This is a genomic window from Micrococcaceae bacterium Sec5.8 (genome assembly GCA_039636775.1).
GTDB lineage: Bacteria > Actinomycetota > Actinomycetes > Actinomycetales > Micrococcaceae > Arthrobacter.
The window spans coordinates 3,100,553-3,120,275 of the sequence record CP143429.1 but is presented as its reverse complement, the minus strand read 5'-3'; the positions used below and the strand labels follow the sequence as shown (position 1 = coordinate 3,120,275).

The 19,723-nt window shown below is 67.4% G+C and carries 17 protein-coding genes and 2 tRNA genes; 12 read left to right on the top strand and 7 right to left on the bottom strand.

Annotated elements, in window-relative coordinates; genetic code table 11:
* The first annotated feature begins 151 nt into the window (after nucleotides 1-151).
* Nucleotides 152-1,630, top strand: coding sequence for a glycosyltransferase 87 family protein (locus VUN84_14265; GenBank protein ID XAS63448.1), 1,479 nt, complete (start codon nucleotides 152-154; stop codon nucleotides 1,628-1,630).
* Here VUN84_14265 and VUN84_14260 read toward each other — a convergent pair.
* The 4 genes from VUN84_14260 to VUN84_14245 are packed head-to-tail and all read right to left on the bottom strand — an operon-like array spanning nucleotide 1,605 to nucleotide 6,231.
* Nucleotides 1,605-2,804: an acyl-CoA dehydrogenase family protein gene (locus VUN84_14260; GenBank protein XAS63447.1), complete on the bottom strand. Its 1,200-nt coding sequence runs from the start codon at nucleotides 2,802-2,804 to the stop codon at nucleotides 1,605-1,607. The genes VUN84_14265 and VUN84_14260 overlap by 26 nt on opposite strands.
* A gap of 24 nt (nucleotides 2,805-2,828) precedes the next feature.
* On the bottom strand, nucleotides 2,829-4,334 hold the full coding sequence (locus VUN84_14255; protein XAS65869.1) for an APC family permease: 1,506 nt from the start codon (nucleotides 4,332-4,334) through the stop codon (nucleotides 2,829-2,831).
* Nucleotides 4,334-5,548, bottom strand: a complete 1,215-nt coding sequence (locus tag VUN84_14250) for a glutathionylspermidine synthase family protein (GenBank protein XAS63446.1) — start codon at nucleotides 5,546-5,548, stop codon at nucleotides 4,334-4,336. Before VUN84_14250 ends, VUN84_14255 begins: the two co-directional genes overlap by 1 nt.
* Before the next feature lie 2 nt (nucleotides 5,549-5,550).
* Nucleotides 5,551-6,231: a Tat pathway signal protein gene (locus VUN84_14245; protein XAS63445.1), complete on the bottom strand. Its 681-nt coding sequence runs from the start codon at nucleotides 6,229-6,231 to the stop codon at nucleotides 5,551-5,553.
* A gap of 155 nt (nucleotides 6,232-6,386) precedes the next feature.
* Here VUN84_14245 and VUN84_14240 point away from each other — a divergent pair, with 155 nt between their 5' ends.
* The 5 genes from VUN84_14240 to VUN84_14220 all read left to right on the top strand — a co-directional run bounded on the left by VUN84_14240 (nucleotide 6,387) and on the right by VUN84_14220 (nucleotide 10,714).
* Nucleotides 6,387-7,040, top strand: coding sequence for an MOSC domain-containing protein (locus tag VUN84_14240; GenBank protein ID XAS63444.1), 654 nt, complete (start codon nucleotides 6,387-6,389; stop codon nucleotides 7,038-7,040).
* A gap of 388 nt (nucleotides 7,041-7,428) precedes the next feature.
* On the top strand, nucleotides 7,429-9,537 hold the full coding sequence (locus VUN84_14235; GenBank protein ID XAS63443.1) for a DEAD/DEAH box helicase: 2,109 nt from the start codon (nucleotides 7,429-7,431) through the stop codon (nucleotides 9,535-9,537).
* Nucleotides 9,538-9,769: 232 nt separating this feature from the next.
* Nucleotides 9,770-9,841 (top strand) — tRNA-Thr (locus VUN84_14230).
* A 62-nt stretch (nucleotides 9,842-9,903) separates the two neighbouring features.
* Nucleotides 9,904-9,977, top strand: a tRNA-Met gene (locus tag VUN84_14225).
* Nucleotides 9,978-10,054: 77 nt separating this feature from the next.
* Complete coding sequence (locus VUN84_14220) at nucleotides 10,055-10,714, top strand: NAD(P)H-binding protein (protein ID XAS63442.1); 660 nt, start codon at nucleotides 10,055-10,057, stop codon at nucleotides 10,712-10,714.
* Here the strand turns inward: VUN84_14220 and VUN84_14215 are convergent.
* A complete protein-coding gene (locus VUN84_14215; GenBank protein XAS63441.1) occupies nucleotides 10,711-11,931 on the bottom strand; it encodes an ROK family protein in 1,221 nt (406 codons plus the stop codon). The genes VUN84_14220 and VUN84_14215 overlap by 4 nt on opposite strands.
* Before the next feature lie 73 nt (nucleotides 11,932-12,004).
* Here VUN84_14215 and VUN84_14210 point away from each other — a divergent pair, with 73 nt between their 5' ends.
* The 5 genes from VUN84_14210 (at nucleotide 12,005) to VUN84_14190 (ending at nucleotide 17,050) form a co-directional block, all read left to right on the top strand.
* Nucleotides 12,005-13,711 (top strand): glycoside hydrolase family 13 protein, encoded by a 1,707-nt coding sequence (locus tag VUN84_14210; protein XAS63440.1) that lies wholly within the window; start codon nucleotides 12,005-12,007, stop codon nucleotides 13,709-13,711.
* Nucleotides 13,708-14,688, top strand: coding sequence for an aldo/keto reductase (locus VUN84_14205; protein ID XAS63439.1), 981 nt, complete (start codon nucleotides 13,708-13,710; stop codon nucleotides 14,686-14,688). Before VUN84_14210 ends, VUN84_14205 begins: the two co-directional genes overlap by 4 nt.
* A 152-nt stretch (nucleotides 14,689-14,840) precedes the next feature.
* The gene (locus tag VUN84_14200; GenBank protein XAS63438.1) at nucleotides 14,841-15,704 is read left to right on the top strand and encodes a CoA ester lyase; all 864 of its coding nucleotides are present in this window, start codon (nucleotides 14,841-14,843) and stop codon (nucleotides 15,702-15,704) included.
* 23 nt (nucleotides 15,705-15,727) lie between these two features.
* The gene (locus VUN84_14195; protein XAS63437.1) at nucleotides 15,728-16,678 is read left to right on the top strand and encodes a DUF2797 domain-containing protein; all 951 of its coding nucleotides are present in this window, start codon (nucleotides 15,728-15,730) and stop codon (nucleotides 16,676-16,678) included.
* 147 nt (nucleotides 16,679-16,825) lie between these two features.
* Nucleotides 16,826-17,050 carry a DUF3188 domain-containing protein gene (locus tag VUN84_14190; GenBank protein ID XAS63436.1) on the top strand — a complete coding sequence of 75 codons (225 nt, stop codon included), beginning with the start codon at nucleotides 16,826-16,828 and terminating at the stop codon, nucleotides 17,048-17,050.
* Here VUN84_14190 and VUN84_14185 read toward each other — a convergent pair.
* On the bottom strand, nucleotides 17,040-18,701 hold the full coding sequence (locus tag VUN84_14185; protein ID XAS63435.1) for a SulP family inorganic anion transporter: 1,662 nt from the start codon (nucleotides 18,699-18,701) through the stop codon (nucleotides 17,040-17,042). The genes VUN84_14190 and VUN84_14185 overlap by 11 nt on opposite strands.
* Nucleotides 18,698-19,075, bottom strand: a complete 378-nt coding sequence (locus VUN84_14180; protein ID XAS63434.1) for a metalloregulator ArsR/SmtB family transcription factor — start codon at nucleotides 19,073-19,075, stop codon at nucleotides 18,698-18,700. The genes VUN84_14185 and VUN84_14180 overlap by 4 nt, the downstream gene beginning before the upstream one ends.
* A gap of 161 nt (nucleotides 19,076-19,236) precedes the next feature.
* Here VUN84_14180 and VUN84_14175 point away from each other — a divergent pair, with 161 nt between their 5' ends.
* Nucleotides 19,237-19,722 carry a MaoC family dehydratase N-terminal domain-containing protein gene (locus tag VUN84_14175; protein ID XAS63433.1) on the top strand — a complete coding sequence of 162 codons (486 nt, stop codon included), beginning with the start codon at nucleotides 19,237-19,239 and terminating at the stop codon, nucleotides 19,720-19,722.
* The last annotated feature ends 1 nt before the right edge of the window (nucleotide 19,723 follow it).

Genomic DNA, 19,723 nt, shown 5'->3' with positions numbered 1-19,723 from the left:
AGGTGCACCCTAGCGGCAGTCATCAGCGCGACCATCCGCAGGGACGCCGGCAAGACGGACCCGGTCCCGGTCCCGGGGTAGGGGTTCGGTAGGCTGGCAGCAGGGATCCCGCCTGCGGCTGGCACCCCGACCACACATACCTGGGGGATGCATGCCAGCGCCTGATGCCGAAACCCGGCCAATTCCGGAACCAGTCACGGCCGAAGACCCTGCACGCGCGGCGAGGCCCGGACGGACGCTTGCCCGGATCCCGGAGCGGCTCTACGTCCCGCAGCTGCTTCAGGTCTCCACAGTCCTGGCCCTGGCCGGCCTGATCTACCTCGTGTGGCACTGGCTCGGCGTCTGGGGTGCACAAGGTCTGGACTTCAGCGTCTATTGGTTCGGCGGAACCATCCTTAACGAGGCGGGGCCGGCGCCGTCGGATCTCTACCGGGGCAACATTGACTGGGCCGGCGGGCCGCAGCTTCCGTTCACCTATCCGCCGTTTGCCGCGCTGCTCTTCAGCCTGCTGGCCAGGGTGCCGCAAGAAACTGCCCTCACCCTCTTCAATGCCGCCGGCGCCGGCGTGGCGGCGTGGGTGGCCGTCCGCGGTGTCCGGTACTGGAATGCCGCTTCGGGCTGGCGCACCACCTTCCAGGCTCCGGGCAACCGGTGGGCGGCAGCTGTGCTGGTCCTGGCGGTACTGAACCTGGGCCCGTGGCGCGAGACTCTGGCGTTCGGTCAAATCAACATCCTGCTGATGGGCATGATGGCGCTGGACCTGCTGGCCCGCAACCAGCGCTGGATGGTCGGCTTCCCCGGCAGCGGCTTCCTCGTAGGTATCGCCGCCGGCATCAAGCTGACCCCGCTGGTTTTTGGCCTGTACTTCCTGGTCCGCAAGGACTGGCGTGGACTGTTCAACATGGGGGCGGGGTTCGCCTGCACCGTGCTTCTTGGCTGGCTGGTGCGGCCGGCGGAATCCCTGGAGTTCTGGTTTCAGATTCTGCCCGACACGTCCCGGATCGGCGGCGCAGGCTACGTCGACAACCTCTCCCTCAAAGGCGCCCTGCTGCACTTCGGCGTCCCCGAAGCATCCGTGACCGTCCCCTGGCTGGCGCTAAGCATGCTCGTCGTGGTGCTGGCCGCCCGGATCATCAAAGCCGCCAGCAGCCAGGGGGCCCGGGTGGTCGCAGTCTCGACGACGGCGCTGGCCATGCTGCTGATCAGCCCGGTCTCGTGGTCCCACCACTGGGTCTGGGTTGCCGCCGTGCTGCCGGCCTTCGCATGGACCCTGCGCGAGACCCCGCACCGCTACCGCGGGCTGCGCTGGTTGATGGGCGGGGTGCTGGGGGTGTCCGTGATGGTGTTCCTGTTCTCGCCGAAGACCATTGGCACGGCTCTCGGGGCAGAGGACCTCAACGTTCAAACCCCCGGACTGTGGATCATGGCCGCCAGCGCCGGAGTGTTCTGTGCCGTGGCGATCCTGGTGTGCTGGCTGATGGTCCTGCGGCGCGGAGCCGTGGCCCCGGCCGCTGATGTGGACCAGGGCCGGGAACGGAACCCCGCCGAGACGGCACGTCGCGGCAGTAGGCCTGCAGGAGATCGCCGCGGCGTGCCAACCCGGGCTAGCGGAAGGCGGCCAGCCCGGTGATGTGCTGGCCCAGGATCAGGGTGTGGACCTCGTCAGTGCCCTCGTAGGTACGGACCGACTCCAGGTTGGCGGCGTGCCGCAGCGGGGAATAGTCCAAGGTGATGCCGTTCCCGCCCAGGACGGTCCGGGCCTCGCGGGCGATCGCGATCGCCTCCCGCACGTTGTTCAGTTTGCCCAGCGAGATCTGCTCCGGCCGCAGCGTCCCGGCGTCCTTGAGCCGGCCCAGCTGCAGCGCCAGCAGGGTGCCCTTCTGGATCTCCACCAACATGTTCACGAGTTTCTCCTGGGTCAGCTGGTACCCGGCGAGCGGCTTGCCAAACTGCAGCCGCTCCTGGGAGTACTTCAACGCAGCCTCGTAGGAGTCGCGGGCCGCGCCCATGGAGCCCCACACGATCCCGTACCGGGCCTCGTTGAGGCAGGTGAACGGGGCGCGCAGGCCGCGGGCTGCCGGGAGCATGGCTTCCGGACCCAGCCGGACGCCGTCGAACGTGACATCGCACTGGATGGAGGCTCGCATCGAGAGCTTCCGGCCGATCGGCGTCGCGGTGACCCCGGGCGTGCCGGCGGGGACCAGGAAGCCGTGGACGCCGTCGTCGGTCATGGCCCACACCACCAGCACATCGGCCACCGAGGCGAGACCGATCCAGCGTTTGGCTCCATCCAGGATCCAACCGGCGTTCTCTCCGGTTCCGTCGCGGCGGGCGAAGGTCTTCATCGAAGCTGGGTCGGAGCCGGCGGCCGGCTCGGTCAGAGCGAAACCACCGATCAGTTCACCGGCGGCCATGCGGGGGAGCCACTGCAGTTTCTGCTCCTCGGAGCCCCACCTGTGGATGGCCGTCATGGCCAGTGAGCCCTGCACAGAGACGAACGTGCGGATGCCGGAATCGCCGGCTTCAAGCTCCATCGCGGCCAAACCGTATTCCACGGCGGAACGGCCCGGGCAGCCGTAACCCTCCAGATGCATGCCCAGGACGCCGAGTTCGCCCAGCTCGGGGGCCAGTTCCAGCGGAAACACGCCGTCGTCGTACCAGCCTGCGATGCCGGGCCGGATCCGGCTGTCCGTAAAGTCGCGGATGCGCTCCCGGACAGCCAGCTCTTCGGCGCTGAAGAGGGAATCAATTGCCAGGACATCGGAAAGGTCAGGACCAGCAGGAAGATCAGCGTCGTTGCTCATTCCAGCATCCTACGGCGGCACCCGCTAAACAGCGGCGACGGCGGTCTTCTTGCCCTGGCGGAAATAGTCCCTGGTTGACGGCGCAAAACGGCACACCGCGGCCAGCACCGCGCCGAGAGCCAGCAGCACCACGCCGCTGACGAAAGCCCCGCCGACGCCCAGGATAGTGGTGCCGCCGTAGCCCGGATCCCACATCTGCACGGCTGAGATGCAGAACGCGCCGGTCAGTGCCAGAGCGCCCAGGAGCGGCAGGATGCCCCGGAACCAGAGATTGCGGGCCGAACTGCGCAGCGTTGCGCGGAAGTACCAGACGCAGGCGAACCCGGTCAGCGCGTAATAGAAGGCGATGAAGAGGCTGATGGAGCTGATCGAGTCGGAGAGCAGGTTCTCACTCAGCAGGCTCATCAGCACGTAGTAGAGGATGGCGGCGGCGCCCATCACCTTGGTCGAGAACCCGGGGGTCTGGTAGCGCGGGTGGACTTCGCGGAACTTCGCGGGCAGCGCCCCATGCGCCGCCATGGACAACGTGCCGCGGGCCGTGGGCAGGATGGTGGTCTGGGTGGAGGACAGCACGGAGGCCAGGACGGCGACGACCATCAGCCAGCCCCAGGGCCCGAGAACCACGTCTTTCATCGCCAGGAAGACGTCGCCTTTGTTGGCGTCGTTGCCCAGGCCGATTCCTTCCGTGCCGACGGTGGCGTACATCATCACCAGCAGGGCCACGGATACGTAAATGGCCACCAGGACCAACGCCGAAATGATCGCGCCGCGGCCAGGCGTCGTGGCAGGGTTTTCCGTCTCCTCGTTCAGCGCGAGGCAGGTGTCCCAGCCCCAGTAGATGAACAGTGCCAGCAGCGAGCCATGAACGACGGCGCCCGGATCGGCGAAGGCGCCGGCCGGGTTGAACCACTCAAAGTCGAAGGCCTGGCCTTCGGGGACGCCACCGGCGATCCTGAACACAATCGCGACGGCGAAGATGCCCAGCGAGATGTACTGGACGTAGGTCAGGACCCGCTGGACATGCTCACCGAGCCGGATGCCCCGGTAGTTCACCACGGTCATGAAAGCAATGAACGCCACCCCTGTGGCGGTCACCACGAGGCTGTTCGCTGCCAGCGAGCCGTCCCCGACCAGCAGCCACAGGTACTGCCCGGCGACCTGGCCAAGGTTCGCCAGTACCACGACGCCGGCCAGCGCCACGCCCCAGCCGCCCAGCCAGCCGGCCCAGGGGCCGAATGCGCGCCGGGTCCAGATGAACGTGGTGCCGCAGTCCGGTATGGCGCTGTTGAGTTCGCGGAAGGCGTAGGCGATGAACAGCACCGGGATGAAGCCCAGGAGCAGGATCAGGGGGGTGTAGTTTCCGTTTACCGCCACGATCAGGCCCAGGGTGGCGGCGAGCGAATAGACCGGGGCGGTGGACGCCAGGCCCAGCATGACCGAGTCGCCGAGATCCAGGATTCCGGCGCGCAGCCCCTTGGAAGGGACGGCGCGCTGTCCGCCGGGGCTGCCGGCCGTCGTCGTGGTACTCATCATGCGGTGCCTGCCTTGCTGGAATGGGCGTTCGATGGAGGGGTGGGCGGGGCTGGCGAGTCGATGGTGTTCGGGACGAAGCGGCAGAAGTAGTCGGTGATGGGGCCATCGGATTCGCGGATGCCGCAACCGACGGATTCGCCGTCCACCACCCAGAGCCCGAGCACCGGACGGTTGCCGTCAAAATCCGGCAAGGCGTGGAACTGCTGGTAGCACCAGCCTTCGCGGCCGTACCCGCCGGGCTGTTCGAGATTGATGCCGGCGGCGTGGATCTTGATGTTGTCCCCTTCGCGGCCGTGCAGCGGCTTGGCCACCCATTCGGTGAGCGGGCCGGGGCTGTCCAGGTACGCCGGCAGCAGGTTGGGATGGTCCGGGTACAGGTGCCACAGGGCCGCGAGCAGAGCCTTGTTGGACAGCAGCATCTTCCAGGCCGGCTCAACCCAGCGCGGGTTGTGGGCTCGCTGGAGCAGCCGCTGGCCGAACGGCTCTTTCATCATCAGCTCCCAGGGATAGAGCTTGAACATGGTGCTGATCATGAAGTTGTCCAGGTCCACGAAACGGTTGAGGAACGGATCCCAGCCGATATCGGACATGTTGATTCCGATCGTGGTCCACCCGCCCTGGCCCGCGACGTCGCGCATGTACGCAGCCGTCATCCAGTCCTCACCGGATTCCTCCGCTTCGGCGTGGGCGACATGCAGGGTACTCATGCCGGTCCGGACCTGCAGGTTCTTCCACTGCCGCACCAGGGCCTCGTGGATGCCGTTCCACTGGTCCTTGCCGGGGAAGACGTCCTGCAGCCAGAACCACTGCGCCACGGCCGCCTCGATGAGCCCGGTGGGGGTGTCCGCGTTGTATTCGAGCATCTTGGCCGGGCCGCCCCGGCCGTCGTAGATGAAGTCGAAGCGCCCGTACACGTCAGCGTCGCCGGCCTGCAGGGACTCGGCGGCGAGCTCGAGTGCCTGCGGCCCGATCCCGATGGTGCCCATGGCGCCGGTCGCGAGGAACTTCGCCGCTTCCACCGACATGAGGTGCATTTCCTCCGCGGTCTGCTCCAGGGCCTCCACCTCGTCCATGGCGAACTCGTAGTAGGCGCCCTCGTTCCAGTACTCGACGGTGCTGCCGCCCTGCAGGGTGGTTGTGGAGAAGACGAGGCCCTGCTGTTCAATCCGCTGCTTCCAGTCCTGCCTGGGCACGGAAATGTGTCGTTTCATGCCTAGCCGCCTGTGCTTCCGCCCTTGGAACTGGATCCGAAGCCGCCACGGCTCACGGTCCCGCCCTTGGTGCTGTACCCCGTCGACGCTTTCGCGCCGGACGGGACACTCTTGGTGTAGCCGGGGTAGCTGGACCGGTTCTGTCCCAGCGCCGGCACACTTCCACCCCGGGAGTAGAAATACCAGGCGTAGGCGCCGGAGCTGCGTCCCCCGGTGCTGCTGTTGCCGCACTGGGTGTCAGCGACGCGCTCGCCGGTGCTGTCGTCGATGCACACCTGGGCGTAGTCGGCGTCGTCCTCGTTGCTGGCCACCATCGCGGTGATCGTTCCGGCCAGCAGCGCTGTCACGCCAAGCGCCACCACCACGGTACGCCGCTGGTTGCGCTTCTTCCGGCGCGGAGCGGATGCCAGCTTCTTCGCACGTTCACGGCCAAATGGGTCCTCGAGGGGGATCGACGGGACGGGACCCGCCGGAGACGGGAGGGCACCGGCCGCTGCTGGCTGGGGCTTGTCCACCAACTCGGGCCGGAGGGCGGGCTTGGGCACCTGCCACGGGGGCTGGTGCCCGTCTTCGCCCGGGGGCGGCGGCGTGAAGTCCTCCGGCGCAGTTCCCTCCGCCGGCTGCACTCCTTCTGTTGGACCACGCCCCGGCGTCGCTTTCCCCGGGTTTTCCTGCTTGTCCATGCTCCCCCTGCGTTCCCCTGGCCTGCATTCCTAAACTCACGGCCGTAGGGCCGGAGCCAGCCTAACCGCCATCAGTTCCCCCAGCCACCAAAATCGCGCGCAGATCCCCCATGTCTGCCGCGGAGGTGCCCGCGGGCCCGGCCTACACTAGTGCCATGGACACTGCCTCTGTTCTTGCCGTATGCCGGGTGCATCAGCTGCTCAGCGACCCCGGAAGCGTGGGTGTGACGGCCATCGACAAACGGCCCGTCGCCGGACCGGTCAAGGTGCACAGGCTCGGACTGCGCGGTGACATCCAGGCCAGCCGCATCGATCATGGCGGCGAGGACCAGGCGCTTTACGCCTACACGCAGGAGGACACCGACTACTGGGCGGCGGAGCTCGGCCGGGAGTTGCCGCCCGGGATCTTCGGCGAAAACCTGCGTGTTGCCGGCATCAGCGCCACCGACGCCATAATCGGAGAACGCTGGAAAATCGGACTCGACGTCGAGGTCGAGGTGACGTCGCCCCGGATCCCCTGTGCAACCTTCCAGCGGCGGATGCACGAAGAGCACTGGGTCAAGCGGTTTGCTGACGCGGGGCGGGTGGGAACGTACCTGCGGGTGGTGCGGGTCGGCAGTATCCAGGCGGGAGACCACGTCCACCGGATCTTTGTTCCCACCCACGGCGTCACCGTCGGGAAGTGGTTCAGCAGCCCCACGCTGGCGGACATGGAGGCCCTGCGGGACGCCGACGCCGACGGAGAAATCCGTTTGCAGCCCGAGTATCAGGGGGAGTTCGCGAAGTTGAAGCGCCGCCTCAGCGTGTAGCCGGGCCGGGCCCGTGTGCGCAAGCTCACCGCCGTTCCGGGCCCCCGGGTTACCCATGCGCGGATTCATGGCCTACAATTGAACTATCCCCCACTCCGGAAATCCCTTATTTCCTGCCCAATTCTTGAGGCAAGACTGGTAAGTGTTGGGGCCCGCGCACATGAGATGCGGGCATTTTCATAGGGAGAGCCGGCTAAAGAAAACGCTGTACAGACTGCTGGGATAGCAGCCAAGAGATGCAGCGGGAAGTCCTGCCACGGGATTGCGAAAGCGCCGGGCTTCTATGTGACCTGCCGGTCAAGTACGTCCGGCACTCCGGTCACGCGTACTGCGGCTCCGCTCACCTCGGGTTGTGCCGCTTGGCCCCTATGAATGAGGATATTCACCTATGCCCGAAAATCAGAACAACTCCGTCGACACCGAAAACCTTCAGAGCGACGTCGAGACTTCTGAAACGGCTGCCCCCGCAGCCGGCTCCGCCCCGGAATTCACCGAGGCGCCTGCGGACCACGAAGCTCCGGCCGCCGCCGAAGCCGCACCGCAGACCGAATCCAAGCCCGAAACCGCGTCAGCTCCGGCGAAGGAAGACGACGCCGAAGAAGAGGGCGTCAAGTTCGTAGACCTCGGCATTGACGGCCGCGTTCTCGCTGCCCTGCAGGATGTGGGCTACGAGAAGCCTTCGCCGATCCAGGCAGCAACCATCCCGCTGCTGCTCGAAGGCCGCGACGTCGTGGGCCTGGCCCAGACCGGTACCGGTAAGACTGCAGCATTCGCAGTACCGGCACTGTCCCGTCTCGCCGAGCTCCACGACCTCAACGGCCCGTCCCGCAAGACCCAGGCCCTGGTGCTCGCACCAACCCGTGAGCTCGCGCTCCAGGTTGCAGAGGCCTTCACCTCCTACGCCAAGCACATCGACGACTTCACCGTCCTTCCGGTGTACGGCGGCTCCGCCTACGGCCCCCAGCTCAACGGCCTGCGCCGCGGAGCCCAGGTAGTCGTCGGTACCCCCGGCCGCGTGATCGACCACATCACCAAGGGGTCCCTGGACCTGTCCGAGCTCCAGTACCTCGTCCTGGATGAAGCCGACGAAATGCTCCGCATGGGCTTCGCCGAAGACGTGGAGCAGATCTTCCAGCAGACCCCCGCGGGCCGCCAGGTTGCCCTGTTCTCCGCCACGATGCCGAGCCAGATCCGGCGGTTGTCCAAGCAGTACCTGAACAACCCGGCCGAGGTGCAGGTCAAGTCCAAGACCACCACGGGCGCCAACACCCGCCAGCGCTACCTGCAGGTCATGGGCCCGCACAAGCTCGACGCGCTGACCCGCATCCTCGAGGTGGAAGAGTTCGAGGGCGTTATTGCCTTCGTGCGGACCAAGATGGCCACCGAGGACCTCGCCGACAAGCTCCGCGCTCGCGGTTTCCAGGCGGCCGCCATCAACGGCGACATCCCGCAGCAGCAGCGTGAGCGTACGGTCGAGGCCCTGCGTGACGGCAAGATCGACATCCTCGTCGCGACCGACGTCGCGGCCCGCGGCCTCGACGTCGAGCGCGTCAGCCACGTGGTCAACTACGACATCCCGCATGACACCGAGTCCTACGTGCACCGCATCGGCCGCACCGGCCGCGCAGGCCGGTCCGGTGACGCGATCCTCTTCATGACGCCGCGGGAGAAGTACCTGCTGCGGTCCATCGAGAAGGCGACCCGCCAGCCGGTGGAGCAGATGCACCTGCCTACCGCCGAGTCAGTCAACACTCTTCGCCTGGGCAAGTTCGCGGAAAAGATCACCGAAACCCTGGCCTCCGAAGACGTGGCGGCGTTCCGCGACCTCATCGCTTCCTACGAGGAAGAGCACAACGTCCCGGCCTCGGAAATCGCTGCCGCACTGGCAGTCATGGCACAGGGCGGCCAGCCGCTGCTGGTCAAGGAACTGCCCGCAGCTCCTGAATTCCAGAAGCGCGAGCGCGCCAAGGACGGCTTCGGCTCCCGCGGCCCCACCCGCACCCTGACCGAGGGCAACGCCACCTACCGGATCGCCGTCGGACGCCGTCAGCGCGTGATGCCCGGTTCGATCGTTGGCGCTATTGCCAACGAAGGCGGCATCTCCTCGGCCCAGATCGGCGGCATCGACATCCGCGCCGACCACTCCCTCGTGGAGCTCCCGGCGGATCTCAGCGCCGACCAGCTCAAGGCCCTGTCCCGCACCCGGATCGGCGGCGAGCTGATCCACCTCGAACTGGACAACGGCCGCAAGCCCTCCGGTGACCGTGGCGGCTACCAGGGCGGCAGCCGTGGCGGAGAGCGCGGCGGGTACTCCGGCGGCGGTGACCGTGGCGGTGACCGTGGCGGGAACTTCAAGGGCAACGGCGGCTTCAAGCGCGAGTTCCGCAAGAACGACGGCGAGCGGTCCTCCGCTGACCGCGGCGGGCGCTCCTTCAGTGACCGCAACGAGCGCGGCGTCGGCACCGACGCAGCCCGCAAACCGCGGACCAAGTGGTAATCTCCAGCCACTAAGCACTGATTCACCCTGAGAACGGGCCGGCTCTTCTGCCGGCCCGTTCTTCGTTAAGTTCCCTTGGTCACATGCGTGCGCGGGGCCGGGTGCGGGAAGCTCCCGTGGCGCCGGCCCAAGGCCTTCGCAGCCGCGTATTTCTGCCGGTTTTGGCTCTCTGCGGGCGTGCCCGGCACCGATTTGTTGGGAGCGGAATCATCCGGTAGAGTATTTACTCGTTGCCCCCCTAGCTCAGTGGTAGAGCGCGTTCTTGGTAAGAACGAGGTCACCGGATCGATTCCGGTGGGGGGCTCGGAATGAGGGCCTGTGTCAAGGCGGTTTTTGACCGGCTTGACACAGGTTTTCCTCATTTATGGCGGCGTAGCTCAGTTGGTTAGAGCGCACGACTCATAATCGTGAGGTCGGGAGATCGAGCCTCCCCGCCGCTACAGAATGACCCTGCAGGCCCAGCCTGGAGGGTCTTTTTGTTTAACCGCCCGGCAGGGTTGTGGGACAGAATGGGACCATGACTCGAATAATAATCATTGGCGGCCACGGCAAAGTGGCTCTGGAATTGTCCCGCATCCTCTCCGCGGAGGGCGCGGACGTCACATCTGTTATCCGGAACCCGGACCAGGGGGCGGACGTCACGGAAACGGGGGCCACCCCGGTGGTCCTCGACGTTGAACAGTCCACGACGGCGGAGATCGCCGACGCGCTGCGGAACCACGATGCTGTGGTCTGGTCCGCCGGCGCCGGCGGGGCAAGTCCGGAGCGGACCTACGCGGTGGACCGGGACGCAGCGATCCGGTCGATGGACGCGGCAGCGGAGGCCGGCGTCGGCCGGTACGTTATGGTCTCCTACCTTGGTGCCGGAGCGGACCACGGCGTGCCCGAGGACAACAACTTCTTCGCCTACGCGGAAGCTAAGGCGGCGGCCGACACCTACCTGCGCGGCACCAGCCTCGCCTGGACCATCCTGGGCCCGGGAACGCTCACCGACGGGCCCGGCAGTGGCCTGATCGACGTCAACCCCGCGGAAGATGCCGGAAGCCGGGATACGGCCCGCGCCAACGTTGCCCTTGTCGCCGCGGCCGTGCTGGGCCTGCCGTCAACCGCGGGGCGCACCATCGAATTCCGGGACGGCGACCTGACTGTCGCGGCCGCCCTGGAAGAGGTGAGCTAGCTCCCCGGACGCTCCAGCTCGAGCTCCAAGGCGTTCGCCTCGACGTAGTCCAGCGCATGGCGGACAGCGCCGACGGTGACAATCGAGGCCCCAAGGGATGAGACCGTCACAACCGGGGGAGTGGCCGTGAAACGGGGGAGCAGGGCGGTGATGCGCGGCAGCAGGACCCCCGCCGAGGCAGCCACGGCCCCGCCGATCACCACCTGCTCCGGGTTGATGAAGCTCGCCAGGGAGGCGATGATCCGGGCCATCCGCTCCGCGATCCGGTCCAGGATGGCCAGTGCCGCCGGATCCCCGGCGGCTGCATCCTGAAAGACGCGGCGGGCGCTGGCCTCGCCCCCTGCTGCGGGGCCGCCCCCGGCCGCCGACCACTGCCGTGCCAGGCTGGCGATGCCGTCGCTGGAACCAACGCCCTCCACCAGGTCCAGGTACCCCATTTCGCCCGCCGCGCCGCCCCGGCCGTGGAGCAGCCGGCCGGACTCGAGCACGCCGGCCCCCAGCCGCTCGCCGGCCAGCAGGACCACAAGGTCATCGACGCCGGTGCCGGAACCCCGCCAGCGTTCGCCCAGGACGGCCAGGTTGGCGTCGTTCTCCAAGAGCACCGTCCAGCCGTGCAGGTCCTTCAGCGCCGTGCGGAGACCGACGTCGAACAGGCTCCAGAAATGCTGGCTCACCAGCACGTTCCCGTCCCGGTCCACCGGCGCGGCGATGCCCGCGCCGACGGCCAGGACGGCGTCCGGGCCGGTCCCGGCGTCCGCCAGTGCCTGCCGGCAGGCGCGGTCGACGACGGCGATCCGCTCCGCGGCGGGGATGTCGGCGGCGCGGAAACTTCCGCTGGCGCGCCCGACGACGGTCCCGCGCAAATCCGCGACCGCAGCGGTGGTGGTGGCTGCACCTATGTCAAGGCCCAGCACGAAACCGGCCGCACTGTTGAGCTCGAAGCGCCGCGCGGGACGTCCCTTGCCGGGATTGCCGGGATGGTCTCCGCCGCGGGGGCCCAGTTCGCGGATCCAGCCGCGCCGGATCAGGTCTTCACAGACGGCTATGACCGAGGCCCGGGACAGGCCGGTCCGGCCCATGAGCTCACTTCCCGTGGCCACGTCCGTGGCGCGGATGACGCCGAGGACGGATTGGGCGTTGACCCGTCGCAGCAGCTGGGGTGTGGCGGCGGCTGAGCTCGGCTGCAACATCTTGACCTCTTCCGGATCCGGACCCATAATTGTTCAGGCAATATATTTAGCTTGTATCTAAATTACCAGAAGCCTGTTTCGAGCCCCGAAGGATTACCCCTTGTCCAACACCGCCACGCTGGCAACCCTGTCCGGATCCGAACTCGCCGCCGACCCGAACTGGTGGCGCCAGGCGTCCGTTTACCAGATTTACCCGCGCAGCTTTTCCGATTCCAACGGTGATGGGCTGGGCGACATCAACGGCATCACGGCCAAGGTCCCCTACCTGAAGGACCTTGGGATCGACGCCGTCTGGCTCTCCCCGTTCTATCCCTCGGCCCTGGCCGACGGCGGCTACGACGTCGACGACTACCGCGACGTGGACCCCAAGCTCGGAACTCTGGAAGACTTCGCCGAAATGTCCGCCGCGCTGCACGCGGCCGGCATCAAGCTGATCGCGGACATCGTTCCGAACCACTCCTCCAACCGGCACGAATGGTTCAAGGAGGCCCTCGCTTCCCCCCGCGGCTCCGACGCCCGTGAGCGCTACATCTTCCGGGACGGCAAAGGCGAAAACGGCGAGCTCCCGCCGTCGGACTGGATATCGGTGTTCGGCGGCCCGGCCTGGGAACGCATCACCGAACCCGACGGCACCCCTGGCCAGTGGTACATGCACATCTTCGCCACGGAACAGCCGGACCTGAACTGGTCCAACCGCGAGATCCGCGACGACTTCCTCAAGACCCTGCGGTTTTGGTCAGACCGCGGCGTGGACGGCTTCCGCGTCGACGTGGCCCACGCCCTGACCAAAGACCTGACCGAGCCGCTGCTGTCCCGGCTGGAGCTGGGCGAGGCCAACACCGGCGCCGACGGCCACGCTGACGGTTCGCACCCGTTCTGGGACCGCGACGAAGTCCACGAGATCTACGTCGAGTGGCGCGAGGTCTTCAACGAATACAACCCGCCCCGCACCGCCGTCGCGGAGGCGTGGGTGCACGCCAGCCGCCGCGGCCGCTACGCAAGCCCCGAGGGCCTGGGCCAGGCGTTTAACTTCGACCTGCTCCAGGCCGACTTCGACGCCGACGAGTTCCGCGAAATCATCACCCGCAACTTGGCCGAAGCCACCGAATCCGGCGCCTCGTCCACCTGGGTGTTCTCCAACCACGACGTCGTCCGGCACGCCACCCGCTACGGCCTGCCCCAGGGCGGCGGCAGGCACGCCAAGGGCCAGGACGGCAAGGGCTGGCTGCTGGCCGGTGCCCCGGCCGGGGAACTCGACGTCGACCTCGGACTGCGCCGCGCCCGTGCGGCCACCCAGCTGATGCTGGCACTCCCGGGCTCCGCGTACCTGTACCAGGGCGAGGAGCTCGGGCTGCAGGAGGTCGCGGACATCCCCGATTCCGAGCGCCAGGACCCCACGTTCTTCCGCAACAAGGGTGTGGAGATCGGCCGGGACGGCTGCCGCGTGCCGTTGCCGTGGGCGGCCGGGGGAACCTCCTTCGGGTTCGGCGACGCCGGAGCGCATCTGCCGCAGCCGGCCTGGTTCGGCCGCTTCGCCGTCGAGGCCGAGGACGGCGTGGAAGGATCCACCCTCGAGTTCTACCGCCGGGCGTTGAAACTGCGCCGCGAGCTGCAGACCTCGGAGGAACTGCAGTGGCTGGAGACCGGCAACGCCCACATTCTGCACTTCACCCGTCCCGGTGGCTGGCAGACCGTGACGAACTTCGGTGCGGAACCCGTGGAGCTGCCGGCCGGAACGGTGCTGCTCATCAGCGGACCCCTGGACGGTAACCTCCTGCCCGGCAACACCACCGTCTGGCTGCGGTGAGCTCCACGTCCGGACGAGGACCGGCCGGGCAGCCCGCCCAGGAACTGATATATGGCTGCATGGGCCTGGGCGGCAGCTGGTCACCGGAGCCGTACGGATCCGCTCACGTGGACCAGGCGGCTGCCGCGATCGCCGCTGCCCGCGCGGCCGGCATCACCGTGTTCGACCATGCCGACATATACCGTAGCGGAAAGTCCGAGGCGGTTTTTGGCGAGGTGCTGGCGCAGACGCCCGGACTGCGGGAGAAGATCCGGCTGCAGACCAAGTGCGGCATCCGGCTCAATGAACAGGGCCTGCAGACGTATTACGATCTCAGCCGGGACAGCATCCTGACGAGGGTTAACGAAAGCCTCGCCCGGCTTCGCACGGATTACGTGGACGTGCTGCTGCTGCACCGCCCCGACCCGCTGATGAACGCTGCCGAGGTCGCATCCGCCGTCGGGCAGCTGATGGCGGAAGGCAAGGTCCGGGCCCTGGGTGTGTCCAACATGTCCGGGCCGCAGATCGAGATGCTGCAGGACCGGCTGGAAACGCCGGTGGTGGCCAACCAGCTGGAGATGAGCCTGCACAACCGCGCCTGGCTGGAGAGCGCGGTCCTAGTCAACCATGCCGAGGGTACCGATTACAGCTTCCCGCACGGGACGGTGGAGCACTGCGTCCGGCACGGTATCACGCTGCAGGCCTACGGTGCCCTGGCCCGTGGCCTCTACACCGGCTCGGCCGGCGCCCTACCGTCTGGCGCGGAAGAAGCGACCACCGGGCTGGTGGCCGAACTGGCGGCGGAGAAAAATACCACCGGGGAATCAATCCTGCTGGGCTGGATCATGAAGCACCCGGCCGGGATCTCCCCGGTGATCGGCACCGCCAATCCGGACCGCATCCGCGCCTGCGCGGAAGCGGCGGAGGTGGCCGCGGGGATGACCCGGGCCCAGTGGTACCGGCTCTGGGTGAGCGCGCGGGGCAGCAACATCCCCTGACCCGGCTGACCTGGCGGCAAAGGCTCCTTCGAGGGCTGAAAACGGCGTCAGCCGCCAGTCAGTTGGGTCGGGACGCGTTTTTGGTCGTAATGGTCGCCTGCGGGGGCCCAAATACTTCGCGGGGGACACCCCGGAACGGATAGCGTAGAGACATGACCTCCACCACCACCGCCGGGACCGTCCGGCCTCAACGCAACATTCCAGCTGAAATCGCCCGTTCCTGGCTGCTGGTCAACGCTATGAAAACCGAGCTTTTCGACCAGTCCTCCGTCTCCCGCGCGGACGCCGTCATCCTGGACATCGAGGATGCGGTGGATCCCTCCCAGAAGGATGAAGCCCGCGGCAACGTCGTGGACTGGCTGACGGCCGGCGGCAGCGCCTGGGTCCGCATCAATGACGCCACCAGCCCGTTCTGGGCTGATGACCTCGCCGGACTCCGCGGCACCCCGGGTCTGCTCGGTGTGATGCTGGCCAAGACCGAGTCTGCGGACCAGGTCACCGAGAGCTACCACCGGATGGACGGCAAAACCCCGGTCATCGCGCTCGTCGAGTCCGCCGTCGGCATCGAGGAAGCCAACAACATCGCCAAGGCCCAGGGCGCGTTCCGGCTCGCGTTCGGCTCCGGTGACTTCCGCCGCGACACCGGCATGGCCGCCACCCCGGAAGCGATGGCGTACCCGCGCGCCAAGCTTGTGGTGGCCAGCCGCGTCGGGAACCTGCCCGGCCCCATCGACGGCCCCACCGTCGGCACCAACCACCCGATCCTGCGCGAGCAGACCGGCATCACGGTGATGATGGGCATGACCGGCAAGCTGTGCCTCGCCGCCGATCAAACGAACGTTATCAACGAGGTCATCAGCCCGACGCCGTCCGACGTCGCCTGGGCCACTGACTTCATGGCCGATTTTGAGGCCAACGGCCGCGTCATCCGGGACGGCTCGGACCTGCCCCGCCTGGGCCGAGCCGAGAAGATCATGAAGCTCGCGGTAGCCTTTGGGGTGCAGCCGGCCCAATAGCCGGACCGAACCGAGGAGACCCCGTGCCCGATACCTGCTATCTGGTCCACGGGGTCTTTTGGGATTCCGGGCCGGCCGGCCCGGCGGGCTCAGCGGTGCCCGCCGCCGGGAGCCCGGCAATGCGATTGCAGAACCCTGAGGGCGGCTTTACCGAACTGCCGCTCGACGCCGGAACCCGGCTCGGTTTCAGACTCGCCGCCGCAGGGAAGAAGTGCCTCGGGCACTACGTGGTCCACGGGCCGGCCGACCGCGATCACGTTCTGTGCCCGGAGAGTGCCCCGGCCGTGAAAGGCAGCCAGTGTGAGCGGTGCTTCGTCATGGACGATTCGCGGCTCATCCACGATTTCCACCGCGGCGGCCGCGTGCCGGCCGGACTGCGGACCTACCTGATGCAGCCGCACTGGCTGTACATCGCCAGCTTCGCCAACGGTGCCAGCAAGGTGGGCACTGCCGCGAACCTGCGGAAATGGAAGAGACTCGCGGAGCAGGGGGCCGTCGCCGCCCGCTACGTCGCCCGGGCCGACGACGGCCGGGTAGTAAGGCTCCTCGAGGACCTGGTGACCCGCGACGCCGGTATCCCGCAGCAGATCCGCGCCGCAGCCAAGGCCGCAGCACTGGTCAGCCCGGCGCCCGCCGTCGAACTCGATGCCCGGAACAGCCGGCTGGCCGCGGAGGTCCGCGTGCTGTTGGCCGGTGCCGGCGGCGGCGGATTCGAGGTCGTGGAGGAGCGCTGGCTGCGGCCGGGCTTGTCGGATGCGGTCTGCGCCCCGGCTGCCCGGCATGCGTACCCGCATGAGCTCAGTACCGGTGCCCACGGCTTCCGGATCGACTCGCTGAGCGGCAGCGTCGCGCTGGCCCGGCTCGACGGCGCCGATCTTGAATTCATCGTCAACCTCGGCCAGCTGAAGGCACGGACAATTGTGCTCGGCGACCATGGCTCGTGCGTCCCGGCGGTCCAGGAGTCCCTGTTCTGATGCTGATATTGCCCCGCGACGCGCAAAATACCGGACGCGCCCGGATTCCCGCGTCGCCAGGAATTCTGAGTGGCGCCAGGAATTCTGAGTGTCGCCAGGCATATTCCGGCCCGCCGGGGTGGCGGCGCTTCCCGGTAGACTGGTGCGGTGCTGAAAGAATTCTGGGACTCCGCTTCAACCACCTACAAGGTGCTGGTTTTCAGCGCAATGGGGTTCCTCGGCGTCGGCATCGTCCTGAACGTGATTGGCAACAGTTCCGGCAACCAGGACCTTGCGGTCGGTTCCCTGGCCGTGATTGGGCTGGGGCTGATCCTGCACATTGCCGGCATCGTGGTCCGCGGCCAAACGATCCGGCAAAACTTTAAGCGCTAGCAGCAGCGTTCCGGCGCACATGGCTGCGGGCGTGCGCCACCGCCTCGGGCAGGGACGAAAACAGGTGGTTGTGGTGCCGCAGTGACCGGATCACCCCGACATTGGTTACCAGTTCCAGATGCTGCGGCTGGACACCCTTCAACAGGACTGTCACCCCGCGCAGCTCCAGGGCCGAGATGACCTCGACCAGGGTATGGGCGCCCGTCGCGTCGAGCATCCGTACCTGGGACAACCGGATGATGGCCACCTGGATGTCTTTGACCTGGCTGATTTCCTGCAGAACCCTTTCCGCGGCGCCGAAGAACATGGCCCCGTCCAGCCGGAAGATCGCAATGTGCTGGTCCCCGTCCTCATGCGGTTCCGGGATCTCCTCACGCTTGACTCCGCTGAGCGAAGCAAACTTCCGCAGCGTGAAGAGGGCCGCGGCGATGAGCCCGATTTCGATGGCCACTATCAGGTCGAAGGCCACGGTGATCAGGGCCGTCAGGACGAACACAAAGGCATCGGCCCGGGTGGAGCGCAGAATAGCGGTCACCGTGTGCCGTGAAACCATGCGGACTGCTGTGACCATCAGGATCCCGGCCAGGACCGCCAGCGGAATCTTTCCCACCAGGCCGGCCGCCAGATAAATGATGGCCAGCAGCACCAGGGCGTGAACAATGGCGGAGAGCCGGGTTTTGGCTCCGGAACGGACGTTGACCGCGGTGCGGGCGATGGCGCCGGTGGCCGGCATCCCGCCGAAGAATCCCGCCGCGATGGAGGCGAGGCCCTGCCCCATGAGTTCCCGGTCGGGGCTGTACGCCCCGGAGGGCCTTCCGTCCGGCCCCACCATGCCGGCAGCAACCCGCGCGGAGAGCAGGGATTCAATAGCGGCCAGCATGGCAATGGACACCGCGGGCATGACCAGCCCGCCCAGCGCGGCCGGATCCAGCGAGGGCAACGACGGGGCGGACAGCGAGTGCGGCAGCGCCCCAATCCGTGGGATGTCCAGCTGGAGCAGTTCGGCTCCCACGGTGGCCAGCAGCACCGCAACCAGGCTCGCGGGCAGCGGCTTGTACAGCTTCGGGAGCAGGAACATGACGGCAGCCACGCCCGCGACGACGGCGAGTGTCTGCAGAACAGCGGGCACCGTGGCCGCCGACGCGCTCTCGACGGCGGCCAGCAGCGTATTGTGGCCCGGTATCCCCTCGGTGCCGGTGGCCATCGGGACCTGCTGCAGGAAGATGATTGCGGCGATGCCGAGGGTGAAGCCTTCCACCACAGGCCAGGGGATGAAGGCTACGGCCCGTCCCAGCCCGCTGATGCCCAGGATAGCCACCAGCAGACCGGCCAGCAGTGAAACCAGGGCGATGCTGCCCACTCCATGCTGGGCGACAACGGGGGCCAGCACCACCACCATCGCCCCGGTGGGGCCCGAGACCTGGACGTGTGAGCCGCCCATGACCGCTGCCACCAGGCCGGCGACGACGGCCGTGACGAGTCCGGCCTCGGCGCCGACGCCGGAACTTACACCAAACGCCAGCGCCAGTGGCAGAGCCACAATCCCCACGGTGATGCCCGCCAGCACGTCCGTTTTCCAGGTTGAGCCCAATCCGTCGTAGTCCCGGCGCGACGGCAGGAACCTCGTGAGCTGTGCGCGTGCGGCACTCATGGGGTGAAGCCCTTCAGGTGCTCGCTGGGGAGTGTCCGCGCAAGTTGCAGTTGTTCATTGGAGTCGGCCAGGCTGTCAAGCAGGAACGCCCGGGCGATCGCCAGCAGTTCGGCGATCTTCGGATTGGCGAGCCGGTAGGTCACCGCGTTCGCGGAGCGGGCCGAGGTCACCACTTTGTGGCGGCGCAAGGTGGCGAGGTGCTGGGACAGGTGGGACGCTTCCAGCCCCGTCTCCGCCAACAGATAGCTCACGGGCGCCGCGTGATCCGGCGCGGCGGCCAGCAACTCAAGCACCCTGATGCGCGCAGGATGGGCGAGGGCTTTGAAGAGGTTGGCTTTGATCTCGTAGAGGGGGGTTTGCGCGGGCGAAATCATGGCTGCCTGGGCTTTCTCGTTGCCTGGAATCCCGAACGGACGCGGGATGATGAGATGATAATGTCATCATACCGTATGCGGGGGTACGGACCTGGCCGCCAGCTTTCCGCCCGCAGGCGGATGCTCCCGGCTGCCGGCGCCCTGACGCTAGGCTGGAACCCATGACTATCAATCCGGATCTGCAGGGGCGCAGCTACCCTGCCAAAGAGGTGTACGACGTGGGCCGCGAGAAAATCCGCGAGTTCGCCCGCGCGGTCAAAGCCACCCACCCCGCCCATTTCGACGTCGACGCGGCCAAAGCCCTGGGACACAGTGACGTGGTGGCCCCGCCCACCTTCGCTATCATCGTCGCGCAAAGGGCCGACGCCCAGCTGATCGAGGACCCTGAGTCCGGCATCGATTTCTCCCGCGTGGTGCACGCGGACCAGCGGTTCGTTCATCACCGGCCCATCCTGGCCGGGGACCGCCTGGTGGCCGAGTTGCACGTCGACGGAGTCCGCGCCATGGGCGGGGGAGCCATGATCACCACCCGCTCGGAAATTTTCGCCCTCGCCGGCGGTGCTTCCGCCGGCACGGCCGGCGACGCAGCGCGCGAGCCCGTCGCCACCGCCACCTCATCCATCCTGGTCCGCGGAGAAGGACAGTAGC

Coding starts and splice junctions, on each gene's coding strand:
- VUN84_14260 (XAS63447.1), bottom strand. CDS start 2,804: ATGAGCAACGACGCTGATCTTCCTGCTGGTCCTGACCTTTCCGATGTC.
- VUN84_14235 (XAS63443.1), top strand. CDS start 7,429: ATGCCCGAAAATCAGAACAACTCCGTCGACACCGAAAACCTTCAGAGC.
- VUN84_14240 (XAS63444.1), top strand. CDS start 6,387: ATGGACACTGCCTCTGTTCTTGCCGTATGCCGGGTGCATCAGCTGCTC.
- VUN84_14255 (XAS65869.1), bottom strand. CDS start 4,334: ATGAGTACCACGACGACGGCCGGCAGCCCCGGCGGACAGCGCGCCGTC.
- VUN84_14180 (XAS63434.1), bottom strand. CDS start 19,075: ATGATTTCGCCCGCGCAAACCCCCCTCTACGAGATCAAAGCCAACCTC.
- VUN84_14250 (XAS63446.1), bottom strand. CDS start 5,548: ATGAAACGACACATTTCCGTGCCCAGGCAGGACTGGAAGCAGCGGATT.
- VUN84_14200 (XAS63438.1), top strand. CDS start 14,841: ATGACCTCCACCACCACCGCCGGGACCGTCCGGCCTCAACGCAACATT.
- VUN84_14175 (XAS63433.1), top strand. CDS start 19,237: ATGACTATCAATCCGGATCTGCAGGGGCGCAGCTACCCTGCCAAAGAG.
- VUN84_14265 (XAS63448.1), top strand. CDS start 152: ATGCCAGCGCCTGATGCCGAAACCCGGCCAATTCCGGAACCAGTCACG.
- VUN84_14215 (XAS63441.1), bottom strand. CDS start 11,931: ATGGGTCCGGATCCGGAAGAGGTCAAGATGTTGCAGCCGAGCTCAGCC.
- VUN84_14245 (XAS63445.1), bottom strand. CDS start 6,231: ATGGACAAGCAGGAAAACCCGGGGAAAGCGACGCCGGGGCGTGGTCCA.
- VUN84_14220 (XAS63442.1), top strand. CDS start 10,055: ATGACTCGAATAATAATCATTGGCGGCCACGGCAAAGTGGCTCTGGAA.
- VUN84_14185 (XAS63435.1), bottom strand. CDS start 18,701: ATGAGTGCCGCACGCGCACAGCTCACGAGGTTCCTGCCGTCGCGCCGG.